Annotated in this window: 20 protein-coding genes; 11 read left to right on the top strand and 9 right to left on the bottom strand. The window is 61.4% G+C overall.

The features are described from left to right. Position 1 precedes the first annotated feature (1 nt). From HNR03_RS15550 to HNR03_RS15500, 11 genes are all read left to right on the top strand, one after another. Positions 2–877: an ABC transporter substrate-binding protein gene (locus HNR03_RS15550; protein ID WP_222587137.1), complete on the top strand. Its 876-nt coding sequence runs from the start codon at positions 2–4 to the stop codon at positions 875–877. Continuing rightward, positions 874–1,635, top strand: a complete 762-nt coding sequence (locus tag HNR03_RS15545; protein WP_259154487.1) for a quinoprotein dehydrogenase-associated SoxYZ-like carrier — start codon at positions 874–876, stop codon at positions 1,633–1,635. Before HNR03_RS15550 ends, HNR03_RS15545 begins: the two co-directional genes overlap by 4 nt. 16 nt (positions 1,636–1,651) lie before the next feature. After that, positions 1,652–2,590, top strand: a complete 939-nt coding sequence (locus tag HNR03_RS15540; protein WP_259154486.1) for a quinoprotein relay system zinc metallohydrolase 1 — start codon at positions 1,652–1,654, stop codon at positions 2,588–2,590. A gap of 281 nt (positions 2,591–2,871) precedes the next feature. Next, entirely contained in the window at positions 2,872–4,650 is a 1,779-nt protein-coding gene (locus HNR03_RS15535; RefSeq protein ID WP_259154484.1) for a PQQ-dependent methanol/ethanol family dehydrogenase, read from the top strand. Between the two features lie 236 nt (positions 4,651–4,886). Beyond that, on the top strand, positions 4,887–6,407 hold the full coding sequence (locus tag HNR03_RS15530) for an aldehyde dehydrogenase family protein (RefSeq protein WP_259154482.1): 1,521 nt from the start codon (positions 4,887–4,889) through the stop codon (positions 6,405–6,407). A 259-nt stretch (positions 6,408–6,666) separates the two neighbouring features. Then, positions 6,667–6,738 (top strand): pyrroloquinoline quinone precursor peptide PqqA, encoded by a 72-nt coding sequence (pqqA, locus tag HNR03_RS15525; protein ID WP_081499480.1) that lies wholly within the window; start codon positions 6,667–6,669, stop codon positions 6,736–6,738. A 53-nt stretch (positions 6,739–6,791) separates the two neighbouring features. After that, positions 6,792–7,706 carry a pyrroloquinoline quinone biosynthesis protein PqqB gene (gene pqqB / locus HNR03_RS15520; RefSeq protein WP_259154480.1) on the top strand — a complete coding sequence of 305 codons (915 nt, stop codon included), beginning with the start codon at positions 6,792–6,794 and terminating at the stop codon, positions 7,704–7,706. Positions 7,707–7,849: 143 nt separating this feature from the next. Continuing rightward, on the top strand, positions 7,850–8,602 hold the full coding sequence (pqqC, locus tag HNR03_RS15515; protein ID WP_222587131.1) for a pyrroloquinoline-quinone synthase PqqC: 753 nt from the start codon (positions 7,850–7,852) through the stop codon (positions 8,600–8,602). Beyond that, entirely contained in the window at positions 8,599–9,732 is a 1,134-nt protein-coding gene (gene pqqE / locus HNR03_RS15510) for a pyrroloquinoline quinone biosynthesis protein PqqE (protein ID WP_259154477.1), read from the top strand. The genes pqqC and pqqE overlap by 4 nt, the downstream gene beginning before the upstream one ends. Positions 9,733–9,942: 210 nt before the next feature. Then, the gene (ercA, locus tag HNR03_RS15505; RefSeq protein ID WP_222587129.1) at positions 9,943–11,106 is read left to right on the top strand and encodes an alcohol dehydrogenase-like regulatory protein ErcA; all 1,164 of its coding nucleotides are present in this window, start codon (positions 9,943–9,945) and stop codon (positions 11,104–11,106) included. Further along, the gene (locus tag HNR03_RS15500) at positions 11,090–12,817 is read left to right on the top strand and encodes a NahK/ErcS family hybrid sensor histidine kinase/response regulator (RefSeq protein ID WP_259154475.1); all 1,728 of its coding nucleotides are present in this window, start codon (positions 11,090–11,092) and stop codon (positions 12,815–12,817) included. Before ercA ends, HNR03_RS15500 begins: the two co-directional genes overlap by 17 nt. Here HNR03_RS15500 and HNR03_RS15495 read toward each other — a convergent pair. From HNR03_RS15495 to copC, 9 genes are all read right to left on the bottom strand, one after another. Further along, a complete protein-coding gene (locus HNR03_RS15495) occupies positions 12,802–13,686 on the bottom strand; it encodes an aldose 1-epimerase (RefSeq protein ID WP_259154474.1) in 885 nt (294 codons plus the stop codon). The genes HNR03_RS15500 and HNR03_RS15495 overlap by 16 nt on opposite strands. 76 nt (positions 13,687–13,762) lie before the next feature. Further along, positions 13,763–15,043 (bottom strand): TRAP transporter large permease, encoded by a 1,281-nt coding sequence (locus HNR03_RS15490; protein ID WP_090184782.1) that lies wholly within the window; start codon positions 15,041–15,043, stop codon positions 13,763–13,765. Further along, positions 15,044–15,571, bottom strand: a complete 528-nt coding sequence (locus HNR03_RS15485) for a TRAP transporter small permease (RefSeq protein WP_090184778.1) — start codon at positions 15,569–15,571, stop codon at positions 15,044–15,046. Positions 15,572–15,649: 78 nt separating this feature from the next. After that, complete coding sequence (locus HNR03_RS15480) at positions 15,650–16,621, bottom strand: TRAP transporter substrate-binding protein (protein WP_222587125.1); 972 nt, start codon at positions 16,619–16,621, stop codon at positions 15,650–15,652. Positions 16,622–16,685: 64 nt separating this feature from the next. Beyond that, positions 16,686–17,579 carry an SMP-30/gluconolactonase/LRE family protein gene (locus HNR03_RS15475; protein ID WP_259154472.1) on the bottom strand — a complete coding sequence of 298 codons (894 nt, stop codon included), beginning with the start codon at positions 17,577–17,579 and terminating at the stop codon, positions 16,686–16,688. Positions 17,580–17,620: 41 nt separating this feature from the next. After that, entirely contained in the window at positions 17,621–18,439 is an 819-nt protein-coding gene (locus tag HNR03_RS15470; RefSeq protein ID WP_259154471.1) for an NAD(P)-dependent oxidoreductase, read from the bottom strand. A 253-nt stretch (positions 18,440–18,692) separates the two neighbouring features. Beyond that, a complete protein-coding gene (locus tag HNR03_RS15465; protein ID WP_259154470.1) occupies positions 18,693–19,994 on the bottom strand; it encodes an OprD family porin in 1,302 nt (433 codons plus the stop codon). 241 nt (positions 19,995–20,235) lie between these two features. Continuing rightward, positions 20,236–21,093, bottom strand: coding sequence for a copper homeostasis membrane protein CopD (gene copD / locus HNR03_RS15460; RefSeq protein ID WP_259154469.1), 858 nt, complete (start codon positions 21,091–21,093; stop codon positions 20,236–20,238). Between the two features lie 3 nt (positions 21,094–21,096). Next, positions 21,097–21,462 (bottom strand): copper homeostasis periplasmic binding protein CopC, encoded by a 366-nt coding sequence (gene copC, locus HNR03_RS15455; protein WP_259154468.1) that lies wholly within the window; start codon positions 21,460–21,462, stop codon positions 21,097–21,099. Positions 21,463–21,586 lie beyond the last annotated feature (124 nt).

Genomic DNA, 21,586 nt, shown 5'->3' with positions numbered 1-21,586 from the left:
CATGCGCCTGCTCACTGTGTTGATCAGCGCCGTGTTGCTGTGTTGCCAGGCCGCGCAGGCGCAAGTGCGTACCTTTGACGAGATGATCGCTGCCGGGGAACTGAAAGTCGCGGTCTATAAGGACTTTGCGCCTTACAGTTTTGAGCAGGCTGGACAGCCTCGCGGGGTGGATGTGGAACTCGCCGAGGCGCTGGCCAAATCCTTGGGCGTGCGCCTGACGCTGATCTGGGCGCCGGCAGGAGAGAAGCTCGATGACGACCTGCGCGATTACATTTGGCGCGCCAGTCAGTTGCACGATCTGCAGCTGGCCGACCTGATGATGCGGGTGCCGTACGACCGCGACTACGCGCAAAAACGCAATGAACTGGGTGAGCTGGAAAACGGCCATGTGGTGATGTTCGGCCCGTATCAGACCGAGCAATGGCAAGTCGCTTATGACCGCCGCCGACTGGACAACGTCGCCAGCGTCGCCGTGTTCGAGCAGCACCCGATTGGTGTGGAAGTCGACAGCGTGCCGTCGTTTTACCTGACCTCGGTGTTCAACGGCATGCTCGCCGCCAAGACCCATCATTATCCCGGCGTGCCCCAGGCGTTCGCGGCCATGAAGGCCGGCGAAGTCGATGCAGTAATGGCCATGCGCGGCGAGATCGACTGGCAAGTGCATGAAGCGGCCGACCCGCAAGTGGCTCTGGCGGAAAACGCCTACCCGAACATGGGCAAGCAGCTCTGGGAAATCGGCATGGCGGTGCATGAAAGCAATCACCAACTGGCCTACGCCGTGGAGGAGGCGCTGGAAACCCTGATTCGTGAAGGCGCGGTCAAGACCATTTATGAGCATTACGGCCTGCGTTATGACGTGCCCGAGATGTATCAATGAACTGGCGAGCGAGTTGCCTGTTGGCCTGCTGGCTGCCCTTGATGGCGCAGGCGGCGGACATTGTTCCGGGCAAAGACCCGGTGCCGTCGGTGATGTGGGACTTCTACCACAAGCAAATGCTCGGCGATGCGCCGTTCGTGTTCGACGAGCGGGTCAAGCTGCTGGCGCCGCCGTTCGCCGAGGATGCCCGGCAAGTGCCGCTGGAAATCGATGCCCGGGCGTTCAAGGGCGAGGTGGTGAAAATTCTCGCCTGGGCCGAGCTCAACCCGCTGCCGAAGATCGTCGATTTTCAACCGCTGGACCGCGTATTGCCGTGGCTGTCGATCCGTATCCGCATCGAGCAGGCCACGCCGCTGCGCGCAGCGGTGCTGACCCGCGACGGGCTGTGGCATGTCGGTTCGACGTTGATCGACGCGGCCGGCGGTGGCTGCACCGCGCCCAGCGTCGTGCGCACCCAGGCCGGGTGGGAAGAACACATCGGCGAGGTGGTGGGCGGTCGATACCCGCGCGACGCCTTCAGCCGTGTGCGCTTGCAGGTAGCGCACCCGATGGACAACGGCATGGTCAGCGGCATTCCGGAATTTTTCATCAACCATGCCGAGCTGCGTGATCAGAACGATCAGTTGTTGGCCCGTCTTGAGTTGTTCCCGGCGGTCAGCGAAAACCCCAGCCTGGCCTTCGATATCGAGGGGGCAGGGCAGACGCGCTTGTTGTTGCGTGACAACAGCGGCAATCAATTCGATGCGGCCATACCCTGAGCCCAAGGAGCGTCTCATGCGCTGGATGCTGCTGTTGTTGATGGGCTTGGGTCTGCCGGCCCTGGCCGACCTCGACTACGTACTCAAGCCTCGGCAGATCGCCCAGGACACCTGGCTGCTGGAAGGCAGCACCGACAATTTCGCCCAGGCCAACGGCGGCAATATCGTCAACACCGGGTTCATCGTTACCGAGCGCGGGGTGGTGGTGATCGACACCGGGCCGTCGAAACGCTACGGCGAGGCGATGCGCAAGGCAATTGCCGCGACCACCGATAAACCGGTGATTCAGGTGCTGTTGACCCACCATCACCCGGACCACGTGCTGGGCAATCAGGCTTTCAGTAACGTGCCGATCGGTGCGCTGGCCGGCACCGCCGAGCTGCTGCATCAGCAGGGCGATGCGATGGCCGAGAATATGTATCGACTGGTCGGCGACTGGATGCGCGGCACCGAAGTGCTGTTGCCGACCCAGGTGCTGACACCCGGCGTGCACAGTTTTGGGAATCATGATCTGCGCCTGCTGAGTCTGGGTGGGCACACCGGCGCGGATCTGGCTATTCTCGACCAGACCACCGGCGTGTTGTTTGCCGGGGACCTGGTGTTTTATCAGCGTGCGTTGACCACGCCTAACAGTCCGGGGCTGTCGGTGTGGCTGGCGGACATCGCCACCCTTCAGGGCTTGCCATGGACGTTGATCGTGCCGGGCCACGGCCCGGTGGCCAGCGACCCGCAACCCTTCGAGCAAATGCGCGACTACCTGACCTGGCTCGACCAGCTCATGCATGATGGCGCGGCCAATGGCAGCGCCATGACCGAGATGATCCGCAGCCCCATCCCCGAGCGCTTTGCCGGAATCAACCTGAGCCGCTATGAGCTGATTCGCAGTGTCAGTCACTTGTACCCGCGCTATGAGCGCGCGCAAATGACCCGAGTCGATTCCGCCACGCCCCAGTGAAGCTGATCATCTGATCGTTCCCACGCTCTGCGTGGGAATGCAGCCCGGGACGCTCCGCGTCCCTTGCAGAGCCGAACGCAGAGCGTCCGTTGAGGCATTCCCACGCAGAGCGTGGGAACGATCAAACACTGATCATTCGGTGATCTTCTCCTCCGACCCTGTACTAAGGAACTAGCAATCTCAGCACTGCGGGCAATTGTTGCAAGGGCGGCGGCGGCCAAGAATCTGCACCAGACCGGGAAAATTTCCCGGGTATAACAAAAACCGCAGAGGTAGCCGTCATGACCCAACCCGCACGTCGCCAACCCTTCGTCTTGAGTGTGCTGCTCAGTGCCATGCTGCTGTCCGGCACCGCGCTGGCCGGTGTCACTGACCAGGACATTCTCCAGGACCCCAAGAACCCGGAGCAGGTCGTCACCAACGGTCTGGGCGTCCAGGGTCAGCGCTACAGTCCGCTGGACACGCTCAATGTCGACAACGTCAAGGATTTGCGTCCGGTCTGGGCGTTCTCCTTCGGCGGTGAAAAACAGCGCGGTCAGCAAGCGCAGCCGATGATCAAGGACGGCGTCATGTACATGACCGGCTCCTACTCGCGGGTGTTCGCGGTGGATGCACGCACCGGCAAAAAACTCTGGCAATACGATGCGCGCCTGCCCGATGACATCCGTCCGTGCTGCGACGTGATCAACCGTGGCGTGGCGCTGTACGGCGACCTCGTGTTCTTCGGCACCCTCGACGCCAAGCTGGTGGCATTGAACAAAGACACCGGCAAAGTGGTGTGGAGCAAGCAGGTCGCCGACCACAAGGAAGGCTATTCCATCAGTGCCGCACCGTTGATCGTCAACGGCAAACTGATTACCGGCGTGGCGGGCGGCGAGTTCGGTGTGGTCGGCAAGATCTCCGCCTACGACCCGAAAAACGGTGAGCTGCTGTGGACCCGACCGACCGTTGAAGGCCACATGGGTTACACCTACAAGGACGGCAAAGCGATAGAGAACGGCATCTCCGGCGGCGAAGCCGGCAAGACCTGGCCCGGCGATCTGTGGAAAACCGGCGGCGCGGCCCCTTGGTTGGGCGGCTACTACGACCCGGAAACCAATCTGCTGCTGTTCGGCACCGGCAACCCGGCGCCATGGAACTCGCACTTGCGTCCTGGCGACAACCTCTACTCCTCGTCGCGCCTGGCGCTCAACCCGGACGACGGCACGATCAAATGGCACTTCCAGAGCACGCCTCACGACGGCTGGGACTATGACGGCGTGAACGAACTGGTCTCGTTCAACTACACCGAAGGCGGCAAGGAAATCAAAGCGGCGGCCACCGCTGACCGTAACGGGTTCTTCTACGTGCTGGACCGCACCAACGGCAAATTCATCCGTGGCTTCCCGTTCGTGGACAAGATCACCTGGGCCACCGGCCTGGATAAAGACGGCCGGCCGATCTACAACGAAGCCAGCCGACCTGGCGCGCCGGGCACCGAAGCCAAAGGCAGTTCGGTGTTCGTGGCACCGGCGTTCCTCGGTGCGAAAAACTGGATGCCGATGGCCTACAACAAGGACACCGGGCTGTTCTACGTGCCGTCCAACGAATGGGGCATGGACATCTGGAACGAAGGCATCGCCTACAAGAAAGGCGCGGCATTCCTCGGCGCCGGGTTCACCATCAAGCCGTTGAATGAAGACTACATCGGCGTGTTGCGTGCCATCGACCCGAAAACCGGCAAGGAAGTCTGGCGCCACAAGAACTTCGCGCCGCTGTGGGGCGGGGTGCTGACCACCAAGGGCAACCTGGTGTTCACCGGTACGCCGGAAGGTTTCCTGCAGGCGTTCAACGCCAAGACCGGTGAGAAAGTCTGGGAATTCCAGACCGGCTCCGGCGTCCTCGGCTCGCCGATCACCTGGGAAATGGACGGCGAACAGTACGTCTCCGTTCTTTCCGGTTGGGGCGGCGCGGTACCGCTGTGGGGCGGCGAAGTGGCCAAGCGCATCAAGGACTTCAACCAGGGCGGGATGCTCTGGACGTTCAAGTTGCCTAAAGACCTTGTAGTGGCCAAGCACTGATTGCTGCACTGATCGTTCCCACGCTCTGCGTGGGAATGCCTCAACGGACGCTCCGCGTCCGCTCTGGGACGCAGAGCGTCCCTGGCTGCATTCCCACGCGGAGCGTGGGAACGATCATCTACTACCAAATAACGAGAGTCCCCCTGCCAACGGCGCATTCGTCTGGCGCGCGGGGCTCTCTACTATCGATTCATCGCCTGTTTGCCGACAGGCATCGACCCAGACAGAGGCCCACCATGATCTACGCACAACCTGGAACACCTGGCGCCGTCGTGACCTTCAAGCCGCGCTACGGCAATTTCATCGGCGGCGAATTCGTTGCCCCGGTCAATGGCGAGTATTTCACCAACACCTCGCCAGTCACCGGTGAAGTGATCGCCGAATTCCCGCGCTCCAACGCCGCCGACATCGACAAAGCCCTCGACGCTGCCCACGCTGCCGCAGATGCCTGGGGCAAGACCTCGGCGCAGGACCGCTCGCTGGTGCTGCTGAAAATCGCCGACCGCATCGAACAAAACCTGGAAATCCTCGCGGTCACCGAAACCTGGGACAACGGCAAGGCCGTGCGAGAAACGCTCAACGCCGACGTGCCGCTGGCCGCCGACCATTTCCGTTACTTCGCCGGTTGCATCCGCGCCCAGGAAGGCGGCGCCGCTGAAATCAACGAACTGACCACGGCCTACCACTTCCACGAGCCATTGGGCGTGGTCGGGCAGATCATTCCGTGGAACTTCCCGCTGCTGATGGCCGCGTGGAAACTCGCCCCGGCCCTGGCCGCCGGCAACTGTGTGGTGCTCAAGCCCGCCGAGCAGACGCCGCTGTCGATCATGGTTTTCGCCGAACTGATCGCCGACTTGCTGCCTGCTGGCGTGCTGAACATCGTCCAGGGCTTCGGTCGCGAAGCCGGTGAAGCCCTGGCCACCAGCAAACGCATCGCCAAGATTGCATTCACCGGTTCCACCCCGGTCGGTGCGCACATCATGCATTGCGCCGCCGAGAACATCATTCCAAGCACCGTCGAGCTGGGCGGCAAGTCGCCGAACATTTTCTTCGAAGACATCATGAACGCCGAGCCGCAGTTCATCGAGAAAGCCGCAGAAGGTTTGGTGCTGGCGTTCTTCAACCAGGGTGAAGTCTGCACCTGTCCTTCCCGGGCGCTGGTGCAGGAGTCGATCTACGAACCGTTCATGGCCGAAGTCATGAAGAAGATCGTCAAGATCAAGCGCGGCAACCCGCTGGACACCGAAACCATGGTCGGCGCCCAGGCGTCCGAGCAGCAATACGACAAAATCCTCTCGTACCTCAAAATTGCCCAGGAAGAGGGCGCCGAGCTGCTCACCGGCGGCGCGGCCGAGCGTCTTGAAGGCGACTTGTCCAGCGGCTATTACATCCAGCCGACGCTGCTCAAGGGCCACAACAAAATGCGTGTGTTCCAGGAAGAAATCTTTGGCCCGGTGGTGGGGGTCACCACCTTCAAGGACGAAGCCGAAGCCCTGGCGATTGCCAACGACAGCGAGTTCGGCCTCGGCGCCGGCCTGTGGACCCGCGACATCAACCGCGCCTACCGCATGGGCCGGGCGATCAAGGCCGGGCGTGTCTGGACCAACTGCTACCACCTGTACCCGGCCCACGCCGCGTTTGGTGGTTACAAGAAGTCCGGTGTCGGCCGTGAAAACCACAAGATGATGCTCGACCATTACCAGCAGACCAAAAACCTGCTGGTGAGCTACGACATCAATCCGCTGGGGTTCTTCTAACCCTCGCAAGAACACCACCGAAACCTGTGGGAGCGGGCCTGCTCGCGATGAGGCCAGCACATTCAACTTCTCTGTTGACTGTGCTGCCGCCATCGCGAGCAGGCTCGCTCCCACATTGGTTTTCGGGTGTGTTCAAGACTGCCGTATACCCCCTACCAACGCACGCCGCCGTCTCGTTCCAAAGTAGCATTCGGTCACTTGGCGCCCCGTGCATTAATGGCTTTACCGGAATTGCCCGGCACAAGAAGAGGATTGACCCATGTGGCATAAACCCGCGTTTACCGATCTGCGCATTGGCTTCGAAGTGACGATGTATTTCGCCAACCGTTGATTGATCACCCGGCCAGCCAATGGGGTGGCCGGGCCTGCTTTCTGGAGCCTGCCATGCACATCCGCGTTCTCGGTTCTGCCGCCGGTGGCGGTTTTCCGCAATGGAACTGCAACTGTCGTCAGTGCGCCGGTGTGCGCAATGGCAGCCTGCGCGCACAACGGCGCACGCAGTCCTCGATTGCCCTGAGCGACAACGGTGTGGAGTGGGTGCTGTGCAACGCGTCACCGGACATTCGCGCGCAGCTTGAGCATTCCGCGCCCCTGCAACCGGCCCGCCGCTTGCGCGACACGGCGATTGCCGGGGTGGTGCTGATCGACAGCCAGATCGACCATTGCACTGGCCTGTTGAGCCTGCGCGAAGGGTGCCCGCATGATGTGTGGTGCACCGAGCGTGTGCATCAAGACCTGAGCAGCGGCTTTCCCTTGTTCCCCATGCTCAAGCACTGGAACGGTGGCTTGCAGTGGCAACCGATCGGGCTGGACCGCGAACCGTTCGCCATCGCGGCCTGTGCACACCTGCAATTTCGCGCAATTCCCCTGGTCAGCAACGCACCGCCGTATTCGCCCAATCGCGGCAATCCGCAGCCGGGCGACACCATTGGTTTGTTTATCGAAGACCGGCGCAATGGCGCCAGCGTGTTCTATGCCCCGGGTCTTGGGCAAATTGATGACGAAGTGCTGAGCTGGATGCAACACGCCGATTGCCTGTTGCTGGACGGCACGTTGTGGCGCGACGACGAGATGCGCGTGTGCGAAGTCGGCCAGAGTCTGGGCAGTGAAATGGGCCATCTGCCGCAAAGCGGTCCTGGCGGGATGCTTGAAGTGCTCGAGCAATTCCCGCGTCAGCGCAAGGTGCTGATCCACATCAACAACACCAATCCGATCCTCGATGAAGACTCCGCCGAGCGCGCGTTGCTGGAGCGGCGGGGGATTGAAGTGGCTTTTGATGGCATGAGTATTGAGCTGTAGCGGCTGACCTCATCGCGAGCAGGCTCACTCCCACAATGGACCTGCTTAGCACAGAAAATCGGGTACGACCCGGACTCCTGTGGGAGCGAGCCTGCTCGCGATGGGGCCAGACCAGACACCGCAGCGCTTCCAGGAGAACCGCAATGACCAACACCCCCATGACCCCCGCCGAATTCGAACAGGCCCTGCGCGCCAAAGGCGCCTACTACCACATCCATCATCCCTTCCACCAAGCCATGTACGCCGGCCGCGCCACGCGCGCGCAGATTCAGGGCTGGGTCGCCAATCGCTTCTATTACCAAGTGAACATCCCGCTCAAGGACGCCGCGATCCTCGCCAATTGCCCCGACCGCGACGTGCGCCGTGAATGGCTGCAACGCATCCTCGACCATGACGGCGCGCCCGGCAGCGAAGGCGGCATCGAAGCCTGGCTGCGCCTGGGGGAAGCGGTGGGGTTGGACCGCGAGCAAATCCTTTCTCAGGAATTGGTGTTGCCTGGCGTGCGGTTCGCCGTGGACGCCTACGTCAATTTCGCCCGTCGTGCGTGTTGGCAGGAAGCCGCCAGTAGCTCCCTCACCGAACTGTTCGCGCCGCACATTCACCAGTCCCGCCTCGACGCCTGGCCCACGCACTATCCATGGATCGACCCGGCCGGCTATGACTATTTCCGCACACGCCTGAGTCAGGCGCGGCGCGATGTCGAACATGGCTTGCGCATTACCCTGGCGCACTACGTCACGGTCGAAGGCCAGCAGCGCATGCTGGAGATTTTGCAGTTCAAGCTCGACGTGCTGTGGAGCATGCTCGACGCGATGAGCATGGCCTACGAGCTGGAACGCCCGCCGTATCACACCGTCACCACCGCGAACGTCTGGCACCGGGGGATCGCGCTGTGAACCCGATCGTGTCGCCACCCGGTCCGCCACTCTGGCTGTTGGCGGAGCTGACTTATCGCTGCCCGCTGCAATGCCCGTATTGCTCCAACCCGCTGGATTTCGCCCGGCAGGGTGAGGAATTAAGCACTGAAGAATGGATTCGGGTATTTCGCGAAGCCCGGGAGATGGGCGCTGCGCAGCTGGGGTTTTCCGGCGGCGAGCCGCTGGTGCGCCAGGACCTGGCCGAGTTGATCAAAGCCGCGCGGGACATGGGCTACTACACCAACCTCATCACCTCGGGCATCGGCCTGACGGAACAGAAGGTCCGTGATTTCAAGATCGCGGGGCTGGACCATATCCAGATCAGCTTTCAGGCCGCCGACGAACAGGTCAACAACATGCTGGCCGGCTCGCGCAAAGCCTTCGCGCAGAAACTGGCCATGGCCCGGGCGGTGAAAGCCCAGGGCTATCCGATGGTGCTGAACTTCGTCACCCACCGGCACAACATCGACCAGATCGCTCAGATCATCGACCTGTGTCTGGAGCTGGAGGCGGACTTCGTCGAATTGGCCACGTGCCAGTTCTACGGCTGGGCCGAACTCAATCGCGTCGGCCTGCTGCCGACCCGCGAACAATTGCAACGTGCCGAGCGCATCACCAACGAGTACCGCGAGCGGCTTGAGGCCCAGGGGCATCCCTGCAAGCTGATCTTCGTGACGCCCGATTACTACGAAGAACGCCCCAAGACCTGCATGAATGGCTGGGCCAACCTGTTTCTCGACATCACCCCTGACGGCACGGCGCTGCCGTGCCACAGTGCGCGGCAGCTGCCGGTAGAGTTTCCCAACGTGCGCGAGCACAGCATCTCGCACATCTGGACCGAGTCCTTCGGCTTCAACCGCTTTCGTGGCGATGACTGGATGAAGGAGCCGTGCCGCTCCTGCGATGAAAAGCACAAGGACCTGGGCGGCTGCCGTTGCCAGGCGTTCATGCTGACCGGCGACGCCGAGAATGCCGACCCGGTGTGCAGCAAGTCGCCGCACCACGGCGTCATCCTCAAGGCCCGCGATGAAGCCGACGCGCCGGGGCAGGGGATGGAATTCCTGACGTTGCGCAACGAGAAGGCTTCGCGGCTGATCTATCGCGGATAAACCAAACGCCACAATCCCCCTGTGGGAGCGGGCTTGCTCGCGAAAGCGGTGTATCAGGCAACATTGACGTCGACTGAACCACCGCTTTCGCGAGCAAGCCCGCTCCCACAGGGGATGTGCGTTGAACGGCTATCCATTGGTCTGATTGCATTCGCAGCCGGATGCGTTAGTGTGGCTTTACCTTCCAAAACAATAAAAACAGGCTTTCAAATGAGCCAGAGTCTCAGCCAGCTGCGTAAATTCGTTTCGCCTGAAATCATCTTTGGTGCCGGCTGCCGGCACAACGTCGGCAACTGCGCCAAGACCTTTGGCGCGCGCAAGGTGTTGGTGGTCAGCGACCCCGGTGTAATTGCCGCCGGTTGGGTCGCCGATGTCGAAGCCAGCCTGCAAGCCCAGGGCATTGAATACTTTGTTTATAGCGACGTATCGCCCAATCCAAGGGTCGAAGAAGTCATGCTCGGTGCCGAGCTGTACAAGGAAAACCACTGCGACGTGATCGTCGCCGTCGGTGGCGGCAGTCCGATGGATTGCGGCAAAGGCATCGGCATCGTCGTCGCCCACGGGCGCAGCATCCTTGAGTTCGAGGGCGTAGATACCATCCGCGTGCCCAGTCCGCCGCTGATCCTGATCCCGACCACCGCCGGCACCTCGGCGGATGTCTCGCAATTCGTGATCATTTCCAACCAGCAAGAGCGCATGAAATTCTCGATCGTCAGCAAGGCCGTGGTGCCGGACGTGTCGCTGATCGACCCGGAAACCACCTTGAGCATGGACCCGTTTCTGTCGGCCTGTACCGGCATCGACGCCTTGGTGCACGCCATCGAAGCCTTCGTTTCCACGGGGCACGGGCCGCTGACCGATCCCCATGCGCTGGAAGCGATGCGCCTGATCAACGGCAACCTGGTGCAGATGATCGCCAACCCGGGGGACATCGCCCTGCGCGAGAAAATCATGCTCGGGAGCATGCAGGCCGGGCTGGCGTTTTCCAACGCGATCCTCGGCGCGGTGCACGCCATGTCCCACAGCCTGGGCGGGTTCCTCGATTTGCCCCATGGCTTGTGCAACGCGGTGCTGGTCGAACACGTGGTGGCGTTCAATTACAGCTCGGCGCCGGATCGCTTCAAGGTGATCGCCGAGACGTTTGGCATTGATTGCCGTGGCCTCAATCACCGGCAGATTTGCGGACGTCTGGTCGAGCACCTGATCGCGCTCAAGCACGCCATCGGTTTCCATGAAACCCTGGGCTTGCACGGGGTCAGCACCGCCGACATCCCGTTCCTTTCGCAACACGCGATGGACGACCCGTGCATCCTCACCAATCCGCGTCAATCCAGTCAGCGTGATGTCGAGGTCGTCTATGGCGAAGCCCTCTGACGAGCAGCAACGGGCGCTCGCCGGGTTATTGGGATTAGGCAGCCACTCGGCGCGCAAGAGCCATTACCCGGAACTCGCCGCGCGGCTGGACGAGCTGGAAGCGGAGCGCAATCGCTACAAGTGGCTGTTCGAAAACGCCGTGCACGGCATCTTTCAGGCCAGCCTGCTGCAAGGCATGCGCGCCGCCAACCCGGCGCTGGCGCGGATGCTCGGTTATCAGGACCCGCAAGAGGTGCTGTTTTCCCTGGCGGACCTGGCGAGCAACCTGTTTGTCGGCGGCGCCACGGAGCTGGCCAACATCGGCGAAATCCTCCGCCACCAGGGCAGCCTGCACGGTTATGAAACCCAATTGCGCCGCAAGGACGGCAGCAGCCTCGACGTGCTGATGAACCTGCTGCTCAAACCCGATCAGGAAGGGCTGGTGGAAGGCTTCGTCGCCGACATCACTGAACGCAAACTGGCCCAGCAACGCCTGCAGCAACTCAATGACGAACTGGAGCAGCGCGTCACCGCGCGCACCGACGAATTGCTGGAAGCCAACCGCAACCTGCAACAACAGATCACCCAGCGTAAACAGATCGCAGAAGCCTTGCGCGATGCACGGGACGCCGCCGAGGCCGCCAATCGCAGCAAGGACAAATACCTCGCCGCCGCCAGTCATGACCTGCTGCAACCGCTCAACGCTGCGCGCTTGCTGATCTCGACGTTGCGCGAGCGCAAGTTGCCGGACGTCGAGCAAGTGTTGGTGGAGCGAACGCACCAGGCCCTGGAAGGGGCCGAGGATTTGCTCACCGATTTGCTGGACATTTCCCGGCTCGATCAGGCGGCCGTCAAACCGGATGTCGCGTTGTACCGCCTCGACGAACTGCTCGCGCCGCTGGTCTCGGAGTTTCAGTCGGTGGCTGAGGCTGCCGGCTTGAGCCTGCGGGTGCACATGGGCGACTACGCCATTCATACCGACTTGCGCCTGATGACGCGCATCCTGCGCAACTTCCTCAGCAATGCCTGCCGTTATACCGATGAGGGCAGCATTCTGCTGGGTGCCAGACGGCGCGGGGACATGCTGCGCCTGGAAGTCTGGGACACCGGGCGCGGGATCGCGGCGGACCGGCTCGATTCGATTTTCCTGGAATTCAATCAACTCGATGTCGGCCGCGCCGCCGACCGCAAAGGCGTCGGTCTGGGGCTGGCCATCGTCGAGCGGATCGCCAAGATCCTCGGTTATAAAATCGGCGTTCATTCGCGCCCGGGGCGCGGTTCGATGTTCAGCATCGACGTGCCGATTTCCCATGAGATTCCGCTACCGATCAGCCTCGCGGCTCCGCAGCCGGGCGCGGGTAATCCGTTGCCGGGCCGGCGCCTGCTGGTGCTGGACAACGAAGTGAGCATCCTTGAAAGCATGAGCGCATTGCTCGGGCAGTGGGGCTGCGAGGTGGTCACGGCGACGGATGAATCCTCGGCGCTGGCCGCCTTGAAGGGACGGGCGCCGGAGTTGATTCTGGCGGATTACCATCTCGACCACGGGGTGTTCGGCTCTGACGTGGTGCGGCATTTGCGTGAGCATTACAGCAAGTCGATTCCGGCGGTGATCATCACGGCCGACCGCACCGACCAGTGCCGGCGCGCGCTGCAACGACTCGATGCGCCGCTGCTGAACAAGCCGGTGAAACCCGGCAAGTTGCGCGCGGTGCTGAGTCAGATGCTCGGGTAGTCGAGCGGACGATAGTGCAGGCTGAAGCCGAGTTCACTGGATTGGCCTTTTTCCAGCAGACGCAAACCTGGCCGCCCGGGCAGGTGGTGTGCGTTGACCGGGTGGCTCACCGGTTCGATGCAGAAAAACCCCAGGCCCGGCGGGCAGTAGAGCAGGTAGGTGTCGCTGCCGCTGGCCTGGCAATCGAGTTCGTAACCCAAGTCGGGTTGCTGGATCAGGCAATGGCCGTCCCATGCGCAGAAACCGTTGTCGACCAGCGTGTCCGGCAGGGCATTGAGTTGATCGAAGTCCCATTCGGCGGGCCGTTCGACCTGCGCTGTCGGCAGTCTCGACCCATCGCATAACCAGACCTGTTCAGCCTTGGCCTGGAGCCGGGTGTTCGCGGTGCGCGGAAAGTAGGGATGCAGCCCGAGTCCATGCCACGCTGGGTTTTCGGCCAGGTGAGTGACGTGCAGATCGATGCTCAATCGACCCTCGCTCAAGTGAAACCGCTGCCGGGCGCGATAAGCGAACGGCGTTGAGCTGTCGAGTTTCAGCACCACTTCATCTTGCGTCTGCGAGACCACCTGCCACGGTTGCTGCCAGGCGCTGCCGTGAATCGGCAGTGGATCGGTGAGGCTGTTGGGTGCCAGGGCGAGCCAGCCATCGGGGCAGTCGAAACCCCCTTGGGCGATGCGGTTCGACCACGGCACCAAAGGGTAGCAACCGAGTTTCCCCGGCAGGCCGGTGTTCAGCGCCTGGTCGTCGTTGTGTCGTAACAATGGCTGCCCGGTGCTGCGAATGGTCCAGTTGACGAGGCTGCCACCGAGTTCAGGGGCGAGGGTGAGGCGGGTGAATTCGTCTTCGAGTTCGAGAAGGTCTGGCGTCATATCGGTTGAGCTCTGATGGAAGGACACGGCGGATACGGCAGGTGTGTGCCCCTCGTTTTACCGAGGGGCACCTTTATCACAACACCAGATGCGGCAACCACAGCGACAGTGCAGGAATGTAGGTCACGGCCAGAAGCACCAGGAACAGCACGCCGTAGAACGGCAGCAGCGCTTTCACTGTTTTTTCGATGCTGACTTTACCCACCGCCGACCCCACGAACAGCACCGCGCCCACCGGCGGTGTAATCAAACCAATCCCCAGGTTCACCAGCATGATCATGCCGAACTGCACCGGGTCCACGCCGATGCCGAGAATCACCGGCATCAGGATCGGCGTCAGGATCAGGATCAGCGGCGCCATGTCCATCACGGTGCCGAGCAACAGCAGCATGACGTTGATGCACATCAGGATCACGTAACGGTTGTCCGACAGGGTCAGGAACATCGTGGTGATTTTCGATGGGATCTGCATCAGGGTCATGATGTAGCCGAAGCTCGCCGCGAAGCCGATCAGGATCATCACGATCGAGATGGTTCGCACCGTGCGGTGCATCAGCTTTGGCAGCTCGCTCCACTTGTAGTCGCGGTAGATGAACATGGTCACGAAGAACGACCACAGCACCGCGATTGCCGCCGATTCAGTGGCGGTGAAGATCCCCGACAAAATGCCGCCAAGGATGATCACCATCGCCATCAGGCCCCACATCGCTTCGCCGCAGATCTTCAGGGCTTCGCGCAGGGGAATTACTTCGCCCTTGGGGTAGTTGCGCTTTTTCGCGAAGATCAGGCACAGCACCATCAGGCACGCGCTCATCAACAGGCCCGGCACCACGCCGGCCATGAACAGCGAGGCGATCGATACCGTGCCGCCAGCGGCCAGCGAGTAGAGCACCGAGTTGTGGCTTGGCGGGGTCAGCAGGGCTTGTACCGAACCGCTGACGGTCACGGCGGTGGCGAATTCCCTTGGATAGCCGCGACGTTCCATTTCCGGAATCAGCACCGAACCGACCGACGCGGTGTCCGCCACCGAGGAGCCGGAGATCGCGCCGAAAAAGGTCGAGGCCATGATGTTGACCAGCGACAAGCCGCCACGGACAAACCCGACCAGCACCCCGGCAAACGCCACCAGCCGACGGGACATGCCGCCCTCGGCCATGATCGCGCCCGCCAGGACGAAGAACGGAATCGCCAACAGCGAGAACTTGTTCACGCCACCGGCGACCTGAATCATCAACGCCTGGAACGGGATGTCGATCCACCAGGCACCGATCAGGGCGGAAAGCCCCAGTGCATAGGCGACCGGCATGCCGATCAGGATCAACGCAATAAAACTGCCCAACAGAATCAACGCGTCCATTCAGGCAGCCCCTTCGCTTTCTTCAACCAGGTCGAAGCGCACGACCCGACGATTGCTCTGGTCACCGAGCAGGAGTTTTTCCAGTACAAACACCAGCGTCAGCACGCCGCCAATCGGGATCGGCATGTACGTGATGCCGACACGCAACGTCGGCAGGGCGCTCATGAACTGGTTCCAGGTGGACAGGCACAGCTTGGTGCCCCAGATCGCCATGAACAGGCAAATGGTCGCCATCAACAGCTGGGAAAAAACGCTCAACGCCTTGCGCATTGGCGGTGCCATGCGGTCGGTGAGCATCGCCACCGCCATGTGTGCCCCGGCGCGGTAGCTGGCGGCGGCACCGATGAAGGTGAACAGCATCATCAGCAAAATCGCGGTGGGTTCCGGCCAGCTGGAGCCGGTGCCGAGTACGTAACGGGCGAAGACTCCCCAAGGGATGATTAACGCAATGGCCAGGACGGACAGCCCGGCGACCCAGATACAGGTCATGTAGAGCGTGTCATTGATGCGCAGCAGCAGATTCTTCATCGGGTTCCACCGTAACCGGGCGCGCGCGGACGTCAACCAACGTCAGCGGCGCCGGGCCTTTCATGAGTGCAGGGAGGGTTACTGAACGGCTTCGATGCGCTTGATCAAGTCAGCGTAAGGCGCGCCGTACTTCTCGCGGATCGAGGCGGTGGCCTCATAGAAAGGTTTCTTGTCGACGGTGATGAACTCGACACCGGCTGCCTTGAGTTTTTCCTCACTGCTGGCCGATTTGGCATCCCACAGGATGCGTTCCTGCGCCTGTGCGGCTTTGGCGGTTTTCTTCACCAGCACCTGCTGCTCGGGGGTGAGTTTGTCCCAAGTGATTTTCGACATCACGATCGGCTCAGGCAGGATCAAATGCCCGGTCAGGCTGTAGAACTTGGCGTTCTGGTAGTGGTTGTGTTCGAGCAGCGTCGGCGGGTTGTTTTCCGCGCCGTCGATCACCCCGGTCTGCAAGGCGCTGAAGATTTCGCCGGTGTCCATCGCAATGCCGTTGCCGCCCATGGCGTTGATGGTCTCGATGAACATCGGGTTGCCTTGTACGCGGATTTTCATGCCCTTGAGGTCTTCGAGTTTGCGTACCGGCTTCTTGGTGTAGATGTTGCGCGTGCCGCCGTCCATCCAGGCCAGGGCGACCAGGTTGAATTCGGAGTTGGTGATCTTGTCGAGGATCTCGTCGCCGACCTCACCGTCGATCACTTTGCGCATGTGCGCCTGATCGCGAAACACGAACGGCATGTTGAACACGTTCACGTCCGGGACCACCGGCCCGACGATGCCGAGGCTGACCCGGGCCATTTGAATGGCGCCGACCTGCGCCTGTTCAATCACCTCCTTTTCCGAGCCGAGCACACCGCCGGCGAACATCTTGAAGGTCAGCTTGCCGTTGCTGTCGGCGACCAGGGTTTTGCCCAGTTGCTCTTCGGCCACGACGGTCGGGTAACCAGCGGGATGGATATCGGCGAATTTGATTTCCAGTGCCTGGACGGCACTGCTGAGGGAGAAGGCCAGGGGGAGTGCAGCGGCGAGCAAGGTGCGTTTGAAGTCCATGGGGGGGTGTCTCCAGTATTGTTATTTTTTTTGTATTCAAGGCGCAGCGGTGCAGCACAAACGGTCAAGGTAAAGCGTTGAAAAGCGGTTCCGGTAAACCTTTGACGCCGGGATTGAGGGCGAACACCCCACCGGCCAGTGATTGGTGGTCATGGTCGTCGCCGGGGCGGATCGAGGTCACGAACAGCGTGTCCAGTCGACTGCCACCGAAGGCGCACATGGTGGGTTTTTTCACGGGGACGGCGAGGGAACGGTCCAGTCGGCCATCCGGGGTGAAGCGGTGAACCAGTCCAGCGTCGTTGGCGCAAATCCAATAGCAGCCTTCGGCATCCACTGCGGCGCCGTCGGGGCGCCCGGGGAATTGATTCATGTCGACGAACAGCCGGCGGTTCGACGGCGTGCCGCTGTCGATGTCGTAATCAAAGGCCCAGATCTGCTGGACCAAGAGATGGGAATCGGACAGGTACATCGTGCGGCCATCCGGGCTGAAACCCAGGCCGTTGGGCACGATGAAGCCAGAAAGTTGCGGCGCGAGCGGGCCGCGCTGGCCATTACTGTAGCGGTACAGCGTGCCCTCGGCGGCGTTGGCGCCCATGTTCAGCACCATGCTGCCGGCCCAGAATCGGCCCTGACGATCACAGCGTCCGTCGTTCAGGCGCATGTCCGTGCGAGCGTGGTCGACGTGCGCCAGCAGTTCACTGTCGAGGCTGCTATCGTTGTGCGGGTGTAAATGAAAGAAGCCGCTTTCCATGCCAGCGACCCAGCCGCCGTCGCTGTGACGAGTGATGCAGGCGAGCATTTCCGGCGCGGTCCACGCGTGTACATGGCCACTGTCGGCACTCCAGCGCTGCAGCCCGCCGGCTGGAATATCAACCCAGTACAGGGCGTTTTCCTCGGGGACCCAGACCGGGCTTTCACCGACGGCGTTACGGGCATCGACAATCAATTCGGCTTGCATGGCAACTCATTCCCTTGGGCTTTTGTTATAGGGGCGATGACTCAGTCGCCGAACGGACCTGATGCTACAAACGCGCCGCCCTGATAAACCCTGGCCGGGTCATCGGCGGCCGGCATCGGCTGGGCCTCGACTTTTTCGCGGAACACTTCGGAGCTGTCCTGAGGCTTGTAGCCCAGGCCGGCGGCGTATCGGTTGTCCCACCAGACGTCGTTGTTGTCGGACGCGCCATAGACCACGGTGTGGCCGACGTTCGGTGCGTACAGCGCGCATTCGAGCAAGTGGGTCAGGTCGCCGAAGCTCAGCCAGGTGCTCATCATCCGGCGGTTTTGCGGTTCCGGGAACGAAGAGCCAATGCGGATGCTGACGGTCTCGATGCCGTAGCGATCGAAGTAGAAACTGGCCATGTCTTCGCCGTAGGACTTGGACAGGCCGTAGTAACTGTCGGGACGGCGAGGGGAGTGGGCGTCAATGATTTCGCCCTGCTTGTAGAAGCCGATCACGTGATTGGAGCTGGCGAAAATCACCCGCTTCACGCCGTGGCGGCGTGCGGCTTCGTAGATGTGGAACACGCCGCAAATGTTGGCGCCGAGGATCTCTTCGAACGAGCGCTCCGTCGATACGCCGCCAAAGTGCAGGATCGCGTCCACGCCTTCAACCAGTTGATGCACGGCTTGCTTGTCCGAGAGGTCGCAGATGACTACTTCTTCACGGTCATCGAGGGCCGGTGCCATGTCGACGATGTCCGACAGGCGAATGACGTGGGCACAGGGGCGCAGCGTTTCGCGCAAGACTTTACCGAGGCCACCGGCGGCGCCGGTCAGCAGCAGGCGATTGAAAGGGGGAGTAGGCGTGGCGGTCATGGAAATCCCTGCGCGCAATTATTGTTGTAGGTTGTCGTATGACTTTGCCAAAGTATCGTTAGGCTTTCCAAGTCTTGTCAACGCGACTTTGGTTGAAAATGACGGAGGGTCATCGATTAAGCGCCGATCCTCGAATCACACCAACCTTGTGGGAGCGAGCTTGCTCGCGAAGAGCGAATGTCAGACGACCTGTAGATTGTCTGGCACACCGTTTTCGCGATCAGGCTTGCTCCCGCATTCATTGGGTAAACCGTTACAACAACGAAATCGGATAGCTGATGAAGACGCGGTTTTCGTCAAACTCGTTGGTGCTGAAGTTTTTGCGGATGGATGCGTTGCGCCATTTGACGTTGAGGTTTTTCAGCGCGCCGCTTTGCACGGTGTAGGCCAGTTCTGTTTCGCGGCCCCATTCCTTGCCATCGGTGATGGCCCCGGTGTGCACGTTATCGCCGCTGATGTAGCGGTTCATCAAGGTCAGGCCGGGAATGCCGAGTGCCACGAAGTTGTAGTCATGCCGCACCTGCCAGGATTTTTCCCGGGCGTTGTCATAGCTGGAGTTGTAGCTGTCGTTGGCCAGCGTGCCGCCACTGGTGCCGTTGACGCGCATCCAGACCGTGTCGCCCGTCAGCTTTTGCAGGCCGACATAGAAGGTGTTGCCGCCGTATTTGGCCGAGAGCAGGGCGAAGGCGGTTTTGTTGTCGAGGTCGCCGGCCAGGGCGCTGCCATCTTCCTTGCCGATGAAGTAACCGAGGTTGGCGCCCAGGGTCCAGTCACCCATTGGTTGACTGTGGCTCAGGTTGAAATACTGCTGCTGATAAATGTCGCTGAGTTCGGCGTACCAGACGCCGACCTGGGTGTGCTTGTCGTTGAACGCGTATTCACCGCCGCCGAAGTTGAAGCGGTCGGAGGTGATGGCCGCCGATTTTCCGTTCATGAACATGTCTTCCATGCTCGCATCGTTGCGCGGGCTGTTCTGGCGGAACTGGCCGCCGTAGAGCGTCAGGCCGCTGATTTCGCTGGAAGTCACCTGCCCGCCACGGAAGGTCTGTGGCAGCGAACGACCGTCGTCGGAGCGCAGGATCGGCAACACCGGCATCCATTCACCGACCTTCAATTCGGTTTTCGAGATTTTGCTTTTCAGCGCCACGCCCAGGCGGCCGAAGTTGTCGGCAGGGCGTCCGTCACTTCCGATCGGCAGCAGTTGGGTACCACCGGTGCCTTTACCGCCGTCGAGTTTTTGCGAGTACAGGCCCAGTACGTCCAAGCCGAAACCGACAGTGCCCTGGGTGTACCCGGACCTGGCGTCGAGGATGAAGTTTTGCGTCCACTCTTCTGCCTTGCCCTGCGGATAGGCCGGGTTGATGTAGTTGCGATTGAAGTAGGCGTTGCGCAGGTTGAGCGTGGCCTTGGCGTCATCGGCAAAACCTTCGGCGTGGCTGGTCATGGGCAGCGCGAGGGCGGCCAGGCTGCTGCAACCGATCAGGCTCAGCGTATGACGGCGGATGAAGGTGGCGCGAGGGGTGCAGACGGAGGAATTGCGGACGAGCTTGCTCACTGTGACGCTCCCTTGTTTCTTGTTGTTTTTATTGTTTGTCATACGTCGTCGTACAACATTGGGGCAATTATTTGCGAGGGATTCAGGGATTGTCAATCAGAAGTTATACGATGACTTGCCAGTGAGACGGCCAAAGTCCTGTGGGAGCGAGCCTGCTCGCGATAGCGATGTGTCAGTCAAAGTTGATGTCGACTGAACCATTGCTATCGCGAGCAGGCTCGCTCCACAGGGTGGGATGTGTTTAGCCGGCGATCATCGGGGGCATGGTGCCCAGCAGGGATACGGCGGCCACCGCGCCAATACCCAGCAACCATTCGGTGATCACGCTCAATCTCAGCGTTGCCAGGCGTTGTTCGCAATCCTTGACCCGCAGCCGATTGAACAACGCCAGCCCCAGCATGACGGCCACCAGCATCACCTTGATCAGCAGGATGAGCGCGAACCCCGACAGCAAGGGCATCGGCCAAAACTGCCCGGTAAGGACCCGGACGTTGATCAGCCCGGTCATCAGCAATCCCGCCACCAACCCGTAACCGACACCGCTGAAGCGGCGCAATATCGGATTGATCGCAAGGCCCGTCGGTTGCCGCAGGATCATCACCAACAGCATCAACCCGCCGAGCCAGATGCCGACGCACGTCAGGTGAACGAGTTGGTTGAGGATCAGCAAATGACCCTGGAGGCCATCGAGCATGGCGCCGTGGCCGACCGGGGCCAGGGTGGCCAACAGCAGACTGGCGAGGCCCAGGCGCAGCGGCGCGCAAGAGCGCCAGGGCGTCAGTAGCAGCGCCACCAGCAAGGCATTGAGCAGCAGATGCCAGCGCCATACCTGACCGAAAAACGTGCTGCCCAGTACCAGCCGCAAGGTCGACGGATCGAATGCCGCGTCCCACGCCCCGGCCATGCTGGCGGTGATCAACAGCAACCAGCCGACGCCACTGAGCAAGGCCACTGCCGCGAGCAGGCGGGTCACTCGCAACAGTGGCTGATCGAATGCGTTGCTACGCCCTAGAAGCAGCGGCCTGAACACCCAGGCCCCGAATAGCATCAGCACCACGGTGAAATGCAAAAAGCGGCACAGCACCATCGCGCTCGTCATGAATTACTGGCCGACCTTGAAGCTGTAGGCGCCTTCGCTTTTGTGGGTGTCGACCGACACCGCATGCCATTCGACTTTGTAGGCGCCTGGCGCCAGAGGAGCCGTCGGGGTGACGATCAGGGTTTTCTTGTCACTGCCTTCAGTGGCCAGGCTTTTGACCGGCACATCGGCACCGTCCTTGCTGATCGTGACCTTGGTGAACGTCGCTTCGACGCCTTCGGAAAACACCAGGCGCAGCTCCGAGGGCGCGCTCACGGTGCTGTTCGCCGCCGGGGTCTGGTCTTTCAGATGGGCATGGGCCCATACCGACGAAGCGGCCAGCAGCGAGCCGAGGAGGGCGGCAGTGGTCAGGGCTTTCTTGAACAGCATCGTGAATACCTCTGAGGCAGGGTCGAAGAGGCGGCCAGTTTACCCGCGAGCCGTCGGGTATACGAAGATTCGTTTTCGCTTGTCGCCGCGGGGTAGAGCGGATGCTAGTCTTGGGCAACGCTGT

Origin of the sequence: Pseudomonas sp. JAI111, from assembly GCF_024809425.1 — a bacterium.
GTDB lineage: Bacteria > Pseudomonadota > Gammaproteobacteria > Pseudomonadales > Pseudomonadaceae > Aquipseudomonas.
The sequence above is the reverse complement of the archived record's forward strand: the minus strand, read 5'-3'. Positions and strand labels throughout refer to the sequence as shown.

What these genes read in the sequence shown, in the direction of transcription:
- HNR03_RS15530 (WP_259154482.1), top strand. Translation starts at nt 4,887, where the DNA reads ATGATCTACGCACAACCTGGAACACCTGGCGCCGTCGTGACCTTCAAG.
- ercA (WP_222587129.1), top strand. Translation starts at nt 9,943, where the DNA reads ATGAGCCAGAGTCTCAGCCAGCTGCGTAAATTCGTTTCGCCTGAAATC.
- HNR03_RS15475 (WP_259154472.1), bottom strand. Translation starts at nt 17,579, where the DNA reads ATGCAAGCCGAATTGATTGTCGATGCCCGTAACGCCGTCGGTGAAAGC.
- copD (WP_259154469.1), bottom strand. Translation starts at nt 21,093, where the DNA reads ATGACGAGCGCGATGGTGCTGTGCCGCTTTTTGCATTTCACCGTGGTG.
- pqqC (WP_222587131.1), top strand. Translation starts at nt 7,850, where the DNA reads ATGACCAACACCCCCATGACCCCCGCCGAATTCGAACAGGCCCTGCGC.
- HNR03_RS15470 (WP_259154471.1), bottom strand. Translation starts at nt 18,439, where the DNA reads ATGACCGCCACGCCTACTCCCCCTTTCAATCGCCTGCTGCTGACCGGC.
- pqqB (WP_259154480.1), top strand. Translation starts at nt 6,792, where the DNA reads ATGCACATCCGCGTTCTCGGTTCTGCCGCCGGTGGCGGTTTTCCGCAA.
- HNR03_RS15485 (WP_090184778.1), bottom strand. Translation starts at nt 15,571, where the DNA reads ATGAAGAATCTGCTGCTGCGCATCAATGACACGCTCTACATGACCTGT.
- HNR03_RS15540 (WP_259154486.1), top strand. Translation starts at nt 1,652, where the DNA reads ATGCGCTGGATGCTGCTGTTGTTGATGGGCTTGGGTCTGCCGGCCCTG.
- HNR03_RS15495 (WP_259154474.1), bottom strand. Translation starts at nt 13,686, where the DNA reads ATGACGCCAGACCTTCTCGAACTCGAAGACGAATTCACCCGCCTCACC.
- HNR03_RS15550 (WP_222587137.1), top strand. Translation starts at nt 2, where the DNA reads ATGCGCCTGCTCACTGTGTTGATCAGCGCCGTGTTGCTGTGTTGCCAG.
- copC (WP_259154468.1), bottom strand. Translation starts at nt 21,462, where the DNA reads ATGCTGTTCAAGAAAGCCCTGACCACTGCCGCCCTCCTCGGCTCGCTG.
- HNR03_RS15545 (WP_259154487.1), top strand. Translation starts at nt 874, where the DNA reads ATGAACTGGCGAGCGAGTTGCCTGTTGGCCTGCTGGCTGCCCTTGATG.
- HNR03_RS15535 (WP_259154484.1), top strand. Translation starts at nt 2,872, where the DNA reads ATGACCCAACCCGCACGTCGCCAACCCTTCGTCTTGAGTGTGCTGCTC.
- HNR03_RS15480 (WP_222587125.1), bottom strand. Translation starts at nt 16,621, where the DNA reads ATGGACTTCAAACGCACCTTGCTCGCCGCTGCACTCCCCCTGGCCTTC.
- HNR03_RS15490 (WP_090184782.1), bottom strand. Translation starts at nt 15,043, where the DNA reads ATGGACGCGTTGATTCTGTTGGGCAGTTTTATTGCGTTGATCCTGATC.
- HNR03_RS15500 (WP_259154475.1), top strand. Translation starts at nt 11,090, where the DNA reads ATGGCGAAGCCCTCTGACGAGCAGCAACGGGCGCTCGCCGGGTTATTG.